The organism is Shewanella sp. HL-SH8 (genome assembly GCF_051165765.1).
GTDB lineage: Bacteria > Pseudomonadota > Gammaproteobacteria > Enterobacterales > Shewanellaceae > Shewanella > Shewanella glacialimarina.
Window position 1 is genome coordinate 836,103 of the sequence record NZ_CP195039.1, and the last position, 15,517, is coordinate 851,619.

The window sequence follows — 15,517 nt, forward strand, 5'->3', positions numbered from 1 at the left end:
ACAAATAAAAGAGTGGCAGGCCACTCTTTTTAAAATGAATTAGTGGGATTTACGTAAAACGATGTTGGGGCGTAAGTCGACCTCACCATCTTGATATATTGCAGCAATGTCATTTTGTTGTGATATTACAGCCACTGGACCTTTTAATGTGTGCCGAACAAACAGTAAACGGTATCCGAAACGATGTAAGTCGTATAGTGCGAGTTTTTGCTCAGCAGTTGTGAGCTCCCAACATTCACTATTAGCTAAGGGGGCACTTCGGCGCTCACCGATATCAAGCGCGGTCTGATCCATCATCATGTAACTCATTCACACTCCTTTGTGAGAGAAAAATAGTCAACTAAAATGTTGATTAGGCTAATATAACAAAAAATTTATTCATGGATAGTGCTTTTTTATGACAAATTATGTTTTATGCCATAAACCAAGTGTAATAGAGTGTGATTTAAATGAATATTAAGGGATGTGATCTTGTTAGAATATATTGAACCTGTGTTTAGGCCACCGTCAGAATGGAAGTCATTAATCTTACAGGTGACTAATGGAGGTAGTTGGAATAATTGCACTTTTTGCGACATGTATACTCAACCGCAAAAGCAGTTTCGGGCGCAGAAATTAGATAAAATAGAACAAGACATTTTACTCGCCGCTGAATCGGGTTATCCAATAAGTCGGGTGTTTTTGGCTGATGGTGATGCGATGAGCCTGCCATTTAATCGCTTGAAAGCCATGTGTGAGTTAATTAATACCCATCTCCCCTCTGTGACTCGTATTAGCAGTTACTGTTTGCCGCGTAATTTGAAAAATAAAACGGTTGAACAGTTAGCTGAGCTGCGTCAAATGGGATTATCTTTACTTTATGTCGGCTGTGAAAGTGGCGATGATGAAGTGCTGACCCGTATTCAAAAGGGTGAAGATTATCAGTCTTCAGTTGAAGCCCTTCATAAAATCAAGCAAGCTGGAATGAAATCATCAGTAATGATTTTAATGGGGCTGGGTGGGGTTAAATTATCCAAGCAACATGCCATAGCCTCAGCTAAGTTAATGAATGAAACTCAACCTGATTACCTGTCTACTTTAGTGGTCACTTTACCATTAGGTACTGAGCGTATGGATGCGGCATTTGATGGTAAGTTTGAGTTACCTAACCAACAGGGATTATTGGCTGAAATGCATACTTTGCTGACTCACCTTGAGTTAACTAAAACCATTTTTAGATCTGATCACGCTTCAAATTATTTAGTGCTTAAAGGTGTGTTAGGTAAAGACAAACCTCAACTTGTCCAACAAGTCACGCAAGCATTACAAGGTATGGTGCCATTAAGACAAGAATGGCAAAGAGGCCTGTAAGCCTGTTGCTCTCAATATTAGATAAAAGGAAGTTATTAATATGGATATTCGAGTCGATGATTTATCTGGTGTTGAAATAGCAGCATTGTTAGAAGAACATTTACAGGATATGTACGCAACCTCTCCAGCAGAGTCGGTTCATGCTTTAGATTTATCAAAACTGCGCCAGCCTAATATTACCTTTTGGACTATTTGGGACAATGGGCAGCTTGCTGGATGTGGCGCATTAAAGCACCTTAGTACATTACATGCAGAGATTAAATCTATGCGCGTAGCCAAGGCCCATAGACGTAAAGGCGTTGCAGCAAAATTATTGCAACATATGTTGGATGTTGCAAAAATTAACGGATATCAACAGCTCAGTTTAGAAACTGGCACAATGGCATTTTTTGAACCCGCTAGACAATTGTACGCAGGTTTTGGATTTGAGGTAGGCGAACAATTTGCTGACTACCCGTTAGATCGCCACAGCTTGTTTATGCATAAACACCTTTAATTGAACCAAGCTAAGGAGTCATTAGCTTGGTTCATCAAGAAAGATATCTTCTATGGTCAAGCCAAATAGTCGCGCGGCTTTGAATGCCAATGGTAAGCTGGGATCAAACTTACCTTTTTCAATCGCATTAATGGTTTGGCGCGACACATTCAACAAGTCAGCTAACTGAGCTTGAGTTAAGTCCCGCTCGGCACGTAATACTTTCAAGCGATTATTCATTGGTACTTCCTGTTTCCCATTATTATACCTATTAGATAAGTGAGACTCATCACAATAACAAGATGGGATATTTCTGCATGAGCTTGAATTAGACCTGTTGTATCTAAGGTTGAGTAGCTGATGCCTATGATAAGTCCCATACCTAAACTTAAGCCCATGGCATTGAGTTGAATCTTTTGCTGAAGTTCATCTAAGTCGGCTAAATGTTGCTTATTGGCAATTATCATCCCTATTCCAATAAGAAAGTTAACGCCTATTGCGGTAAGTGTTATCCATTGGCTTTGTTGCCAAATAAATTGAGCGCCAAAAGTGGCAAATGCTAAAGAAAGTACCCATGCAGCCGTCCATTTAGCGAGTCGTTTGGTGTTAATCTGGTTACGCTGTTTCCAATCTGTATTATTACAATCGAGTGTTTTCATTTCGGTATCCTTTTCAAGTTAGTCTGCTTTAATGTCAAGTAAGCTTTACTTAAATATGGTGTGATTACTGAAATGTGTCAAGTGTAGTTTACTTTTTGTCGTTAATTTAAGTCTTTTTGCGGGCAGAAAACAAAAAGACGACATAATGTCGCCCTAATATATTCAACACTAATCCTATTCAGGGTTAATGTTGAATTTGAATCTCTCGCACTGGGCAAGGAATGATTATGTTGGCTTGTTTTAATGCCAGCATCACTTGTTGATTGGTTTGATACTTAGCTTGAAAATAATGTTTTGTTGGCACCCAGTACCGCATACCCAATTCAATGCCTATGCTATTAAAACCGTTGATGCCAACTAAGATTTTTTGGTCTTTATTGACCTTGTCTGACAGCGAAATAGCCTGTTCAATTATTGTAATTATCGCCGCGGTATCAGCTTGATAATCAATATTGAGGGTATTTTCAACTAACTTGTATTCAAATGAGTTATGCAGTATTTCACCTATAATGAGTTTATTAGGGATACTGATTTGTTCACCTTCTTCGTTGGTTAATATTGTTTGTCCCAGTTTGATCAAACTGACTACACCATTAACGCCACTCACTTCAATGGTGTTACCGACCACAAAAGGGCGAGTCACTATGATAGTCACCCCTGCGGCATAGTTTGATAACATGCCTTGTAAAGCAAGTCCTGCCCCTAAGGATGCTGCACCAATAGCGGCAACCATTGGTGTGATACTAATTCCCAGTTTACCTAAGCAGATGACCGCAACCATGACTATGATAATGATGCGAACCAAGTTTGAAGTGAAATTACTCAGGGTAATGTCTATTTCATGCTTTTCAAATAGCCTAGTGACAAGGTTAGCCACTTTACTTGCTAGCCATAATCCGATTAAAAATATCAGTAAAGCCCCAACAAGCTGAAAGCTATACTGAACTAAAAACTCAGTGATAAGGCTGTAAGCATTTTGAAGTTGGGCAAGTTCCAGGTCTAAGTTTGGTTGGTCCATCTGATATCCCTATTTTGGCAAGTCATAAAGGTATTTTTGTGAACCGCATCATAACAAGTTCATTCACTTTATAAAAAATCATCTTCATTGGGATATTAGTCATATTATCTTGGTAGCGTGACTAAACGTATTTTTAGCTTAGAGGTGGCAAATGCGAAATCAGCTGTTTATGGCAAGTTTTATATTACCGATGTTATTTTTATCTACTTCCACAATTGCGGATAAGCTGACACTAAAAGTGGGCGATACGCTGACAGAAATGAGTTTACACAATCAGTTTAATAAGCCACTTAATGTAACTTCAAAAACACAGGTCTTATTATTTAGTCGGGATATGGACGGCGGAGCAGTTATCCAAGCCGCATTTGAACAAATACCAGCAGATAAACGGCCTGAAAATTTAGTTTATGTTGCTGATATCAGTGGTATGCCTTCACTTATTGCGAAATTTATTGCCGTACCTAAAATGCAAGATTATTCATTTATGTTAGGACTTGATAGAGAAGGTGACATAACAGCAAGGTTTCCTGCCGAAAAAAGTCAGGCTACTATCATAAAAATCAATCAACTAAAGGTGATATCGATTGCATATGCGCAGGATGTCGAATCACTCATTGTTCAATGGTAATGACATCTTAAAAATATTAATTTAGGTTAATCATTTGTTATTTTCACCAATATTTGGTTGAATAGAGATAGCAACTGGCATGTTTTAACTAAAATTGTATCTGATATGGATAATTCCGCAGTGGAAATGACAAATAGAGCCGCTGGCTATTGGAATAAAAAATTGTCTATGACGCATAAAAATTCATTGCGTCGCAACTTAAAATAGCGTTTACTTCGCCTGTTTTACCATGTTGTCAAAAGCACGTATTTATTGTTAAAGCATTGCCCAGTATTATTGCCCAACTATGAGGAGGCACCGGCCTAATGAGCCAATTTCAATCTATTGATATCGCTGATTATTATGAAAAAGATACTTTCGCCCGTATTCAAGAATTCGCGAAAGACAAGCCGACACCATTTGTCGTCATTGATACTCAGATCGTTGCTAAACAATTCGATGACATGGTGGAAAGTTTCCCTTTTGCTAAAGTGTATTATGCGGTGAAGGCTAACCCTGCAAAAGAAATTTTAACTTTATTGCGTGACAAAGGTTCTAGCTTCGATATTGCCTCTATTTATGAATTAGAAATGGTGACATCAATTGGTGTTAGCCCTGACCGTATCAGCTACGGTAACACCATTAAGAAGCGTGTTGATGTGCGCTCTTTTTATGAGCAAGGTGTTCGTATGTTTGCTTCTGATTCAGAAGCAGACTTACGCATGATCGCTGAAGAAGCACCCGGCGCAAAAGTGTATGTTCGGATTCTTACCGAAGGCACTCATACTGCTGATTGGCCTTTATCACGTAAGTTTGGTTGCCAGAATGAAATGGCTTATGACTTATTGGTATTAGCAAAAGAGTTAGGCCTACAGCCACACGGTATTTCTTTCCATGTCGGTTCTCAGCAGCGCGATATAGGCGCATGGGATTCTGCAATAGGTAAAGTGAAAAGTATTTATGACCGTTTACGTGAAGAACACGGCATTGTGCTTAAAATGATTAACTTAGGCGGTGGTTTTCCTGCAAACTATGTAGACAAAACCAACGAGCTAGCGACATATGCTCAGCAAATTAAGCATTTCTTGCATGAAGATTTTGGGGATGATTTACCTGAAATTATTCTTGAGCCTGGTCGTTCACTATTGTCTAATGCGGGTGTATTGGTTTCTGAGATCGTGTTGATTTCACGCAAATCAAATACCGCACTTGAACGTTGGGTATTTACCGGCGTGGGTAAATTCTCAGGTTTGATTGAAACAACTGACGAAGCGATTAAATTCCCTATCTATACTGACCGCACAGGCAAGTTAGATAAGTGTGTTATTGCCGGACCAACGTGTGACAGTGCTGATATCATGTATGAGCATTACAGCTATGGTTTACCTGTTGATTTAGCCATTGGCGATCGCATGTATTGGTTAACTGCAGGGGCTTACACTACAACATATTCAGCTGTCTCTTTTAACGGTTTTCCACCGCTTAAAGATTACTATTTATAATAAAGAATATAGATTCAACAAAGGACGCCTAGGCGTCCTTTTTTTTGCTTAAAACGAAGTATATTCTTTCGTTAAGCCATTTCGTGTTTTTTCAGAATGTTAAAAATCTCTTCTTTAAGGTGCAGTTTCTTCGCCTTTAGCACTTTTACTTCTGGCGTACTATCACTGCTATTGTGTGTTTCTAAATGCTTTATCTCTTCATCTAACTGATTGTGTTCGTCAAATTTTCTTAAAAAATGCGCATCAGATGTTTTAAGTTTAGTAATTAAGTCACGGTATTCTGGGAACATAGATAAACTCCTGTAGGGTAAATAATTATTTTTTGCTATACCTTAAACCTACTCTTATCTTTAAAGTAAAAGTTTGATGTAAATCAAATTAACGTGTTTTGGAGATATAAAATGTTAATCTTCATTGTTACATGTTGATTTAATGAGCTGTTATCAGTTAATTACCCAGCTTTTTAGCGAGTTCATTTTCCACCGTTTAACGACAAATTATATCAGTGATAAATAATAATGTGATCCAGTTAACCTTTTCTGAGACAATACTAGGATACAGTTTATAAAACACAGCGTTTCATTTTTAAAATAATATAGGGGTTCAGCATGTCTGACGTATTCCACTTAGGTTTGACCAAAAAAATGTTAGATGGCGCTACATTAGCAATCGTGCCCGGTGATCCAGAACGCGTGAAGCGTATTGCTGAATTAATGGATAATGCGGCGTTTCTTGCCAGCCATCGTGAATACACCACTTATTTAGCCTATATCGACGGCAAAGCTGTCGTTGTTTGTTCAACCGGTATTGGTGGCCCTTCAACTTCTATCGCGGTAGAAGAATTAGCTCAGTTAGGTGTCACGACATTCTTACGTGTAGGCACTACTGGCGCCATTCAACCGCATGTCAATGTTGGCGATGTGATTGTGACACAAGCGTCAGTACGTTTAGATGGTGCAAGCTTGCACTTTGCGCCACTTGAGTTCCCAGCTGCAGCAAACTTTGACTGCACCACAGCAATGGTTGCCGCCTGTCGTGATGCAGGTGTTGAACCACATGTGGGCATTACAGCATCTTCTGATACTTTTTATCCAGGACAAGAGCGTTATGACACAGTATCAGGCCGTATCACTCAACGTTTTGTCGGTTCGATGAAAGAGTGGCAGTCTATGGGTGTGCTGAACTATGAAATGGAATCAGCAACTTTATTTACTATGTGTGCGACTCAAGGTTGGCGTGCAGCCTGCGTTGCGGGTGTGATTGTAAACCGCACTCAGCAAGAGATCCCAGATGAGGCTAGCATGAAGAAAACCGAAGGTGTTGCAGTATCTATTGTTGTTGCAGCAGCGAAAAAGTTACTCTAGTACCGATTTAATCTTAAAACAGCTATTGATATGTAAAAGGGCACCCTAGGGTGCCCTTTGTCTTTTAGCCCGATACAAACACTGCCACTAATAAGCTATTTTAAGTTTAACTAAAAATTGAGTTAGAAGTGATATTTAGCAATGACTGAATAAGTGTTTTGATCAATCCCGTCTACGCCGTATTTATTTTGCCAATAGTCGTATTCAAAACCGACTAAGAGTTTATTCTTTTTATGTTGGCCGAATAAAATTGACCCTAAATCGTATTTGATTTGTGGATTGAAGTGCAGATTTTCTTGATAACCACCGTTGTCGGCTACAAATATCCAATCAATAAAACCATCTAATACAATATTGGAATTGCCTACAGGGAAATCAACTCTAAACGCAGGGGTTAATTGCCAGCCATCGCTGTTATTACCGCTACTTATCGCATTACGACGGTAGGTGTTAAGTTGAAAATAGCTAAAATAAGGGATATCAAAGTCAAGTCCTACGCCGTAAAGCAAACTGGTTACAGGACCTCTGCCTTCTTCTAATGTCAGTGCCAACGACACATCTTTGATTGGGCCAAGATTAATCTTATTACCAGAAATTTTTCCATAGCTAAAACGGGGAGATATTTCACCATAGTTTGTTCTTTGTTGCCCATTAGCATCATTAAAATGGGTAAAATCTTGGAAGGCAAACCAATCGCCATATTTCCATGCGCCCGCAGTTTCAACTGTGATAGTTGTTTGGGTCTCTGATGGTGCTAAATCGTAGTTGTCACCATAAAGTGCCGTGGCACTAAAATCCCACCATTGCACCATGTCATCAGCAATAGCGGGTTGAGCGGCGAGAAGGGCTAAAGCTAGCCAGTTTTTATTCATTGAAATACCTTCATTTATTTTGCTATCAGAACAAATACAAAAAAATTACCGATTGTACGTTTAGTTTTATAGGGTTACCGCAATATGTTACCTGAGTATAAATAAATTAGCATCGAAGGATACCGTTTAACTATAGACTAAAAGGTGAAGGATTATTTGCCTGACATAATATGTCGCTATAAGGTAAAAGAGTTGATATAGTCTAATGACGAATACTCTAGAATAAGGAGTGAATATGACTTTTAGTGACCCAATTTCAATATGGGTAATACTGGGCATAGTGTTGATGCTAGCGGAAATTATTATTCCAGGCGGTATAGTAATATTGCTCGGCTCATCATGTTTGTTGGTTGCTTTGGCATTAGCTGTGGGTATTATCGAAGGTATAAGCCAAAGTCTAACCCTGTGGTTTATTGCCTCAATGGTAATGTTACTCAGCTTCCGTCATGTGACCCAAAAACTAGTGGGTGGGGACTCACATGTTGATAACACAGATGAAGAATTAGATTTGTACAATCAGGTTGCCATTGTTAAGGAACCGATTGGCCCGGGTCAACAAACTGGGCGCGTGAGTTGTTTAGGCTCAGATTGGACTGCACTTGGTGATGGTACTGAGATACAATCGGGCACAAAAGTTAGAATCATATGTCGGGATAACATTGCATTAGTGGTTGAGCCTTTTGTGGAGTAACACATCCACTCAAATAGCCAAGCGTCATTAATGTAGTATCAAAAGGAAGAGAGTATGTTCATGTTTACCATAATATTTTTATTCATCATGTTTATTTTATTTAAGCTGATGTTGATAGTGCCTATGCGCGAAGTGCATGTCATTGAACGTTTAGGAAAGTTTCGTACCGTATTGCAACCGGGCTTTCATTTTTTAGTCCCTTTTGTTGACCGTGTTGCCTACCGACACGATACCCGCGAGGAAGTACTTGATGTCCCTCCGCAAAGTTGTATTTCAAAAGATAACACTCAGTTAGAAGTCGATGGTTTAGTTTACTTAAAAGTCATGGACGGCAAGCTAGCTAGCTACGGTATTGAGAATTATCGAAAAGCGGCTGTAAACCTTGCCCAAACCACTATGCGTTCTGAAATTGGTAAATTGACTTTGTCACAAACTTTTTCCGAGCGTGACAGCTTAAATGAATCGATTGTACGTGAAATTGATAAAGCTTCCGATCCCTGGGGCATTAAAGTTTTGCGCTATGAAATTAAAAATATTACCCCCTCGCACCATGTGATCCATACGCTTGAAAAGCAAATGGAAGCGGAACGCCGCAAACGTGCTGAAATTACTTTAGCCAATGCTGAAAAAGCGGCGATGATTAATATGTCGCAGGGTGAACGCCAGGAAGCGATTAATTTATCTGAAGGCCAAAAGCAAAAACGAATTAATGAAGCACTTGGTACCGGTCAAGAAATCTCCATTATTGCCAATGCAAAAGCCGATGGTATGGAAATGATTTGTAAGGCATTAACCGTTAATGGCGGTAACGATGCAATGAATATGTTACTGAAAGAGCAGTTTATTGGTCAGGTGGGTAAGATTTTATCTGAAGCTCAAGTATCAGTGGTGCCAGCAGAAATGGCAAAACTGGAAGGCTTTTTTGAAGGTATGGAACAAGTTACCCATGCGGTTTCAGGTTCACCATCACAGAATGCCAAGTCAGCAGCAAAAGGAGCACGCTAATGATCTTAAATGGAATTGATACCGATATTGTTGTAATGGGTATTTGGGGTATTATTTTTGCTATCTTCGTGATGAAGTTATTCCAATCTATTCGCTTAGTCCCAACAAAGTCAGCGTGTATTGTGGAGCGTTTAGGTAAATATCACTGCACCTTAGATGCCGGTTTTCATGCGCTAGTGCCGTTTGTTGATAAAGTAGCTTATATACATGACTTGAAAGAAGAAACAATTGACGTGCCACCGCAGGAATGTTTTTCCAGCGATGAAGTCAATGTCGAAGTTGACGGGGTAATTTATATTTCGGTGACTGACCCTGTTAAAGCCAGTTACGGTATTACCGACTACCGTTATGCAGCCATTCAATTAGCGCAAACCACTACACGTTCAGTGATTGGTACTTTAGATTTAGACCGTACTTTTGAAGAGCGCGACCTAATTTCCGCCAAAGTGGTTCAAGTATTAGACGAAGCCGGTGCGATTTGGGGCATACGCGTACATCGATATGAAATTAAGAACATTACCCCACCTGAAACCGTTAAAAATGCCATGGAAATGCAAGTGAACGCTGAGCGTGAACGCCGTGCATTATTGGCAAAAAGTGAAGGTGACAAGCAAAGTAAAATTAACCGCTCTGAGGGTGTGATGGCGGAAACCATTAACCGTTCAGAAGGCGAAATGCAGCGCCGAATCAACGAAGCTGAAGGTAAAGCCCAAGAAATTTTAACCTTAGCTAAAGCGACGTCTGAGTCGATTGAGCGTCTGGCACAAGTGATTTCTTCTGAAGGCGGCCAAAGTGCATTACGTATGCAGTTAGGCGAGCAGTATATGAAGCAGTTAGATGGGTTAACCAAGACAGACACTCGCATTGTATTACCCGGTAACTTAGTGAACTTTGAATACTGGATGGACACGATTGGTTTGAAAGACGATAAAAAGTAATTCTGTTGTTAAATGTTAAACCTTAAATGGGCCGGTATTTACTGGCCCATTTTGCTTTTATAGTTAGTTGTGCAACAATTTAAGTACTTCTTACTCGCCTTAATAGGGGTTAAATGCGGCCAAAAATTTTGCATTGTGTTGATGATAACAGCATGGGTGGAGTCAATTTCGCCTTGCAAGCACTTTGTGATTCGTCATTAGCTCAAGACTATGATTTTGAGATCCGCTATGTCGATTTGACCCGCCTAAGTCGAATATCCACCTCTGCCGACATTATCTGCTTTCATGGTGCCTCTAGCTGGCGCAAACTGATTGGGTTAGTTTGGCTAAAACTGCAGTTTCCACGCACGCCATTTATGTTACAAGAGCACCATTATTGTCAGCACTTTGTGGTGTCACAAATCCCCTCAGTCAGCCGTTTCTATCGTATGTTGAAAATGACTTATGCTTTAATGGATTACGTTATTGCTATCTCACCGTCGCAACGTCAATGGATGATTACAAATAATCTTGTTACAACAAGTGCAATTGAACTTGTGGGGCAGGGGCGTGATTTAAGCCAGTTTGTGACCACAAACACGCAGACTGTTAGCGCAACTCATAAAATACCAGTAATTGCTGCTTATGGGCGGTTTCATCAGCAAAAAGGCTTTGATTTATTACTGCATGCCATGGCAAATATTGCCACAAGCCAATGCCAGCTCAAACTTGCAGGAGAAGGGCCACAATTAACTGCATTAACTAAATTAGCCGCGCCTTTAGCCCATGTTGAAATAGTTGGCAGGGTTGATAATGTCGCCGATTTTTTAATGACCTGTGATGCAGTAATTATTCCTTCGCGATGGGAACCCTTTGGACTGGTGTTTATTGAAGCGTTAGCCATGCAAAAGTGGATAATATCTACCGAGGTCGATGGTTTGGGCGACCAATTGACAGAGATAACATCGCGCTGGCCTGATGCATATGTTACCCCGATAAAAGGGGGGCAGTGGCATCAATAACTCAAGCGATTGAAGCGTTTATTGCTGATTGGCAAGCCGCTCAAGTGTCTTCGATGGATGTTCTAGAGCAAAACATGGCAGCAGAACTGCAACAGCCATACTTAGATGAAGCTTGCTCAGATAAAAATGGCTTAGATAAAGAGGCTCAGGTTCAACTATGGTCTATTGAACAGTGGGATAGGGTGCAAGCTAAATGGCGCGACTTGTTTACTAAAATACTGTCTTAGTTTTGTCACTCTATTCACCAATTGTGCTTGGCTCAAGCTAGGGGGATGAATATTTTACTGCGGTTTATTAGAGGGTTAAATAATTTATTCACACTCATACATCCGTTTATTTAAACCATTACAAAAAGCGCTTACTCGCCACACTCCCCACAGAGGTCAAATTCACCTCGAAAGATCCCCCCTTGCTAGATACAATACCAAAAATCAATCAAAACGAAATTCTAAATATGAACCGCTTTTCTGCTTTACCGATAGCTCACCATATATTGAAGAACCGCTTAGTGGTGGCGCCTATGGCCTCGCAAACTTCAACCCTTGATGGCAAGGTAACAGATAAAACACTGCGCCATTATGCCAATCTAGCACAATCTCAAGCGGCATTAGTGATGGTTGAATATAGCTTTGTAGCGTTTTCAGGTCGCAGTGAGCCTAATCAGTTGGGCGTACATGATGATGATTGTATTGATGGAATTAAAGCTATTGCTAAGGCTATTCATCAAACAGACGCCAAAGCTGGCCTACAATTAACCCATTGCGGCGGTAAAGCGCAGTTTGATGTGTGCCCTGATTTAATGGGGCCATCAGGGATAACGGTTCCAGCCTATGATCGTATTTTACCTACCCCTAAAATGATGACGCTAAACGACATCGCTGTATTGAAAAAGCAATTTGTCGATGCCGCCAAAAGGGTGGAATTGGCGGGCTTTGATTTTGTTGAGCTACATTGCGCCCATGGCTATGGCCTGAACCAGTTTTTATCACCACTGACCAATCAACGCGATGATCAATATGGTGGTTCTCAGTTTAATCGCGCACGGTTAATCGTTGAGATTATCGAACAAATTAAGCAGCATACCCAGTTATCAATTATGGTCAGAGTGCCAGGGCAAGACCTTTATCCACAAGGGCTTACCCAGAATCAAATTGTCGAATCCTGTGAATATTTCATTGATGCTGGCGTGGTGATATTAGATGTTTCATCTGGTATTGGTGGCTGGAATCGACCGAAAGAGCGTCGCGGTGAAGGTTTCTTGGTTGAAGAAGCCGCTTACTTGAAACAAGCGGGATTACAGGCGTGCATTATTGGTGTGGGTGGTATAGAAACCGCTGAGTATATTGATATGGCGATTGAAAACCAGTGGCTTGATTTAGCGGCGGTTGGCCGAGCGATACTCAAAGGGCCGCAGGAATTTGCCCATAGCGTAATGCGCGAAGCAAGCGAAGTGGTTGTGTGATGATGTTTAGCATAACCTCTTTAATCTTATGAATAAAAACAGGCTCGCATATCTGTGAGCCTATTTTCTGTATCTGATCGAAAATTTTTGCCGGTTATTAGCCCACATTCCACTCACAATAATGCTCTTCATAATACTCCCCAATGACTTCTCGCGCCTCTGATAACGGGCAGTGTCAAGCTATTACCCTTAGGGTGATATTACCTATTCCCATACCATTTCGATTGGGAGGATTAAGTCTATTTTTGCAATTTATTCGCATTTTGCAAAATGATAAATCGATAATGATTAAATATAATTTTATATATTTCAATGCTTTGAATGTTGGCATCTTATGTGCATTACGTTTGTTACGTTCAGTGAAAGATGAGATCACCAATATGAAATTAGTCACATTAACTCAGTTAACCCGTCATCCCTTATCCGGATTATTTACCCTAGGGGCTTTAACGTTAGCATTGGCCCAATCTGCGCAGGCAAGTGAACCTTTTCAAGCTTGTCCCCACGAAGCATTTATCATTCAAACTCCTGCCTCTAAACCCATCGCCTACGGAGTTGATTTGGGCACAGGTAGTTATATCACTCTGTCGGATAATATGGGTATTAATGGTGCACTCAATGGCACAGGTTTCAGCTTCAATGACAATTATTTATATGGCTGGGATTACGAGCATCAAACCCTCGGTCAAGTCGGGAATGATTACCAAGTTATTCCCTTAGCATTAGCCAAAGATGCGCCATCTGCCGCAGCCGCAGCGGGTAACTTCTTCGTCGGTGACGTGGCGTTAGCAGAAAACGCCTGGTACGGTTATCGCAAAAATGTGGGTTTATTTCGGGTCGATTTAGATGACCAAAACCATCCCATGACGTTAGTCCCTGGCAGCAATTCACAGGCGAGCTTTAACATTACTGATTTTGCCTTTCATCCAACCAATGGTTTTTTATATGCGGTAACCAATGGTAAAGAGGGGCAATTAATTAAAATTGACCCCACTACCGGTGGCTCTGAAAATTTAGGGCTAGTGATCACTGGCAGTACAAATTTCACTTTTGGCGCTCAATTTTTTGACCCACAAGGCAATTTATACTTAAGCAATAATGGCACAGGTAATGTGTACAAATTAAATGTAGAGCAGAGTTCGCCTCAAGCTGAATTGTTCTCATATGGACCGTCTTCAACCTCTAATGATGGTGCGCGCTGTGCTTTGGCTGAAGTGCCAGTGGGTGATGCGGTCGATTTTGGAGATGCCCCAGCAAGTTATGGAACCTTAATGGCAGATAACGGCGCCCGTCACGGGATTATCGAGTCATTAACATTAGGGATATTGAATGATAATGAAGCAGATGGTTCGCCAGCTCCTTTATCTGATGATAGCAGCGATGGTATTGATGATGAAGATGGTGTCAGTATGCCCACGGGATTTGAGATTGGTGAAGAAGCGATTTTATTAGTCACTACCTCAGGGCAAGGCGGATTTTTAAATGGGTGGATTGATTGGGCCCAAGATGGAAAATTTGATCAAGAAGACCGCATCATTAGTGCCAAAGCTATGCCTGCAGGCGTGCAAACCTTATTAATCAATGTGCCTAACTGGGCAAAGCCGGGCGAAACCTGGTCAAGATTTAGATTAAGTTCTGTTGCAGATATTTTACCGACAGGCGGTGTCAGTGACGGTGAAGTAGAAGATTACCCTATTACTGTGACTGAAACCGGCATCACTATGACCTATTACCCATCATCATCAGGTTTTACCACATTGGCGTATGAAGATTTATATCCTGATCAAGGTGACTTTGATATGAATGATGTGGTGATGCAATTACGTATTACCCAGTTTGTAAAAAACAACCAAGTGCGTCGCGTGGGATTTAATGCCCAGTTGGTTGCCATGGGGGCCTGGTACCACAATGGTTTTGCGGTTCAACTTCCCGGTATTGCGCGCAGTAACGTGCAGGAGTCAGCCATTGATTGGACATTACAGGGGGTAAAACAACCCCAATCTCCACTTGAAACGGGGCAAACTAACGCTGTACTCAAATTTACCGATGACCTGTGGCAGCATGCTACCCGCGGTAACGGTTGTGAATATTTCAGAACCGAGCCGGGTTGCGGCACAAGTTATCGTGCGACCTGGCAAATGACCGTACCGTTTGTGAATGCGGTGGATGAAGACCAAATGCCAGAGTTTCCATACGATCCGTTTATCTTCGCTACACCTAATACCGATCATGGATTAGCCGCTAAAAACATTAATGGGGGTAAAGAGCCTGGTCGAGCATTAGAAATTCATCTTAAAAACCATGCGCCAACAGATTTATTCAATCAAGCCTTTTTAGGTCAACGTGATGACGCCTCAAATGCGGCGGCTGGACAGTATTTTCAGGATAAAAATGGTATGAGCTGGGCCATAGAAGTGCCAGACACCTGGCAGCATCCACTTGAAAAACAGCGTTTAGATGGCAGCTATCAAGAGTTTGTTGATTTTGCAGCAGATGCAAGTGGTACAACTAACCCCTATTGGTATCTGACCGCCATCGAAGCATTAATTTTTGAAGATTAATGCCCGTAATTA

At 40.9% G+C, this 15,517-nt stretch carries 18 protein-coding genes; 12 read left to right on the plus strand and 6 right to left on the minus strand.

Annotation, left to right across the window (positions count from 1 at the left end):
• Positions 1-39: 39 nt before the first annotated feature.
• A complete protein-coding gene (locus tag ACRWQN_RS03770; protein WP_434928083.1) occupies positions 40-309 on the minus strand; it encodes a hypothetical protein in 270 nt (89 codons plus the stop codon).
• A 159-nt stretch (positions 310-468) separates the two neighbouring features.
• Between ACRWQN_RS03770 and ACRWQN_RS03775 the strand changes: the two genes are divergently transcribed.
• Positions 469-1,350, plus strand: coding sequence for a radical SAM protein (locus ACRWQN_RS03775; RefSeq protein WP_434940591.1), 882 nt, complete (start codon positions 469-471; stop codon positions 1,348-1,350).
• Positions 1,351-1,390: 40 nt separating this feature from the next.
• Positions 1,391-1,846, plus strand: coding sequence for a GNAT family N-acetyltransferase (locus ACRWQN_RS03780; protein WP_434930596.1), 456 nt, complete (start codon positions 1,391-1,393; stop codon positions 1,844-1,846).
• Positions 1,847-1,867: 21 nt separating this feature from the next.
• Here the strand turns inward: ACRWQN_RS03780 and ACRWQN_RS03785 are convergent, their stop codons facing one another.
• From ACRWQN_RS03785 to ACRWQN_RS03795, 3 genes are all read right to left on the minus strand, one after another.
• On the minus strand, positions 1,868-2,065 hold the full coding sequence (locus ACRWQN_RS03785; protein ID WP_434939825.1) for a helix-turn-helix transcriptional regulator: 198 nt from the start codon (positions 2,063-2,065) through the stop codon (positions 1,868-1,870).
• Positions 2,062-2,484, minus strand: coding sequence for a hypothetical protein (locus tag ACRWQN_RS03790; protein WP_434930595.1), 423 nt, complete (start codon positions 2,482-2,484; stop codon positions 2,062-2,064). Before ACRWQN_RS03790 ends, ACRWQN_RS03785 begins: the two co-directional genes overlap by 4 nt.
• A 184-nt stretch (positions 2,485-2,668) precedes the next feature.
• Positions 2,669-3,502, minus strand: a complete 834-nt coding sequence (locus ACRWQN_RS03795; RefSeq protein ID WP_434939826.1) for a mechanosensitive ion channel family protein — start codon at positions 3,500-3,502, stop codon at positions 2,669-2,671.
• A 169-nt stretch (positions 3,503-3,671) separates the two neighbouring features.
• Here ACRWQN_RS03795 and ACRWQN_RS03800 point away from each other — a divergent pair, with 169 nt between their 5' ends.
• Together ACRWQN_RS03800 and ACRWQN_RS03805 are read left to right on the plus strand one after the other, a co-directional pair.
• Positions 3,672-4,130, plus strand: a complete 459-nt coding sequence (locus tag ACRWQN_RS03800) for a hypothetical protein (protein WP_434939827.1) — start codon at positions 3,672-3,674, stop codon at positions 4,128-4,130.
• A 305-nt stretch (positions 4,131-4,435) separates the two neighbouring features.
• Positions 4,436-5,611 carry a type III PLP-dependent enzyme gene (locus ACRWQN_RS03805; protein ID WP_434939828.1) on the plus strand — a complete coding sequence of 392 codons (1,176 nt, stop codon included), beginning with the start codon at positions 4,436-4,438 and terminating at the stop codon, positions 5,609-5,611.
• Positions 5,612-5,682: 71 nt separating this feature from the next.
• On the opposite strand, the gene ACRWQN_RS03810 is transcribed toward ACRWQN_RS03805, so the two are convergent.
• Entirely contained in the window at positions 5,683-5,901 is a 219-nt protein-coding gene (locus tag ACRWQN_RS03810) for a YdcH family protein (RefSeq protein ID WP_434939829.1), read from the minus strand.
• A 318-nt stretch (positions 5,902-6,219) separates the two neighbouring features.
• Between ACRWQN_RS03810 and udp the strand changes: the two genes are divergently transcribed.
• Complete coding sequence (udp, locus tag ACRWQN_RS03815; protein ID WP_434939830.1) at positions 6,220-6,975, plus strand: uridine phosphorylase; 756 nt, start codon at positions 6,220-6,222, stop codon at positions 6,973-6,975.
• Between the two features lie 122 nt (positions 6,976-7,097).
• Here udp and ACRWQN_RS03820 read toward each other — a convergent pair whose 3' ends face one another.
• Entirely contained in the window at positions 7,098-7,847 is a 750-nt protein-coding gene (locus ACRWQN_RS03820) for an outer membrane protein OmpK (protein WP_434939831.1), read from the minus strand.
• A gap of 235 nt (positions 7,848-8,082) precedes the next feature.
• On the opposite strand from ACRWQN_RS03820, the gene ACRWQN_RS03825 reads away from it, so the two are divergent.
• The 7 genes from ACRWQN_RS03825 (at position 8,083) to ACRWQN_RS03855 (ending at position 15,505) form a co-directional block, all read left to right on the plus strand.
• A complete protein-coding gene (locus ACRWQN_RS03825; protein ID WP_434928091.1) occupies positions 8,083-8,538 on the plus strand; it encodes an NfeD family protein in 456 nt (151 codons plus the stop codon).
• A gap of 54 nt (positions 8,539-8,592) precedes the next feature.
• Positions 8,593-9,543, plus strand: a complete 951-nt coding sequence (locus tag ACRWQN_RS03830) for an SPFH domain-containing protein (protein ID WP_434928092.1) — start codon at positions 8,593-8,595, stop codon at positions 9,541-9,543.
• A complete protein-coding gene (locus tag ACRWQN_RS03835; protein ID WP_434928093.1) occupies positions 9,543-10,481 on the plus strand; it encodes an SPFH domain-containing protein in 939 nt (312 codons plus the stop codon). The genes ACRWQN_RS03830 and ACRWQN_RS03835 overlap by 1 nt, the downstream gene beginning before the upstream one ends.
• A gap of 113 nt (positions 10,482-10,594) precedes the next feature.
• On the plus strand, positions 10,595-11,482 hold the full coding sequence (locus ACRWQN_RS03840; RefSeq protein ID WP_434939832.1) for a glycosyltransferase: 888 nt from the start codon (positions 10,595-10,597) through the stop codon (positions 11,480-11,482).
• Entirely contained in the window at positions 11,470-11,709 is a 240-nt protein-coding gene (locus ACRWQN_RS03845; protein WP_434939833.1) for a hypothetical protein, read from the plus strand. The genes ACRWQN_RS03840 and ACRWQN_RS03845 overlap by 13 nt, the downstream gene beginning before the upstream one ends.
• A gap of 182 nt (positions 11,710-11,891) precedes the next feature.
• Positions 11,892-12,944, plus strand: coding sequence for an NADH:flavin oxidoreductase (locus ACRWQN_RS03850; RefSeq protein WP_434939834.1), 1,053 nt, complete (start codon positions 11,892-11,894; stop codon positions 12,942-12,944).
• A 284-nt stretch (positions 12,945-13,228) separates the two neighbouring features.
• Entirely contained in the window at positions 13,229-15,505 is a 2,277-nt protein-coding gene (locus ACRWQN_RS03855) for an LruC domain-containing protein (RefSeq protein ID WP_434939835.1), read from the plus strand.
• Positions 15,506-15,517 lie beyond the last annotated feature (12 nt).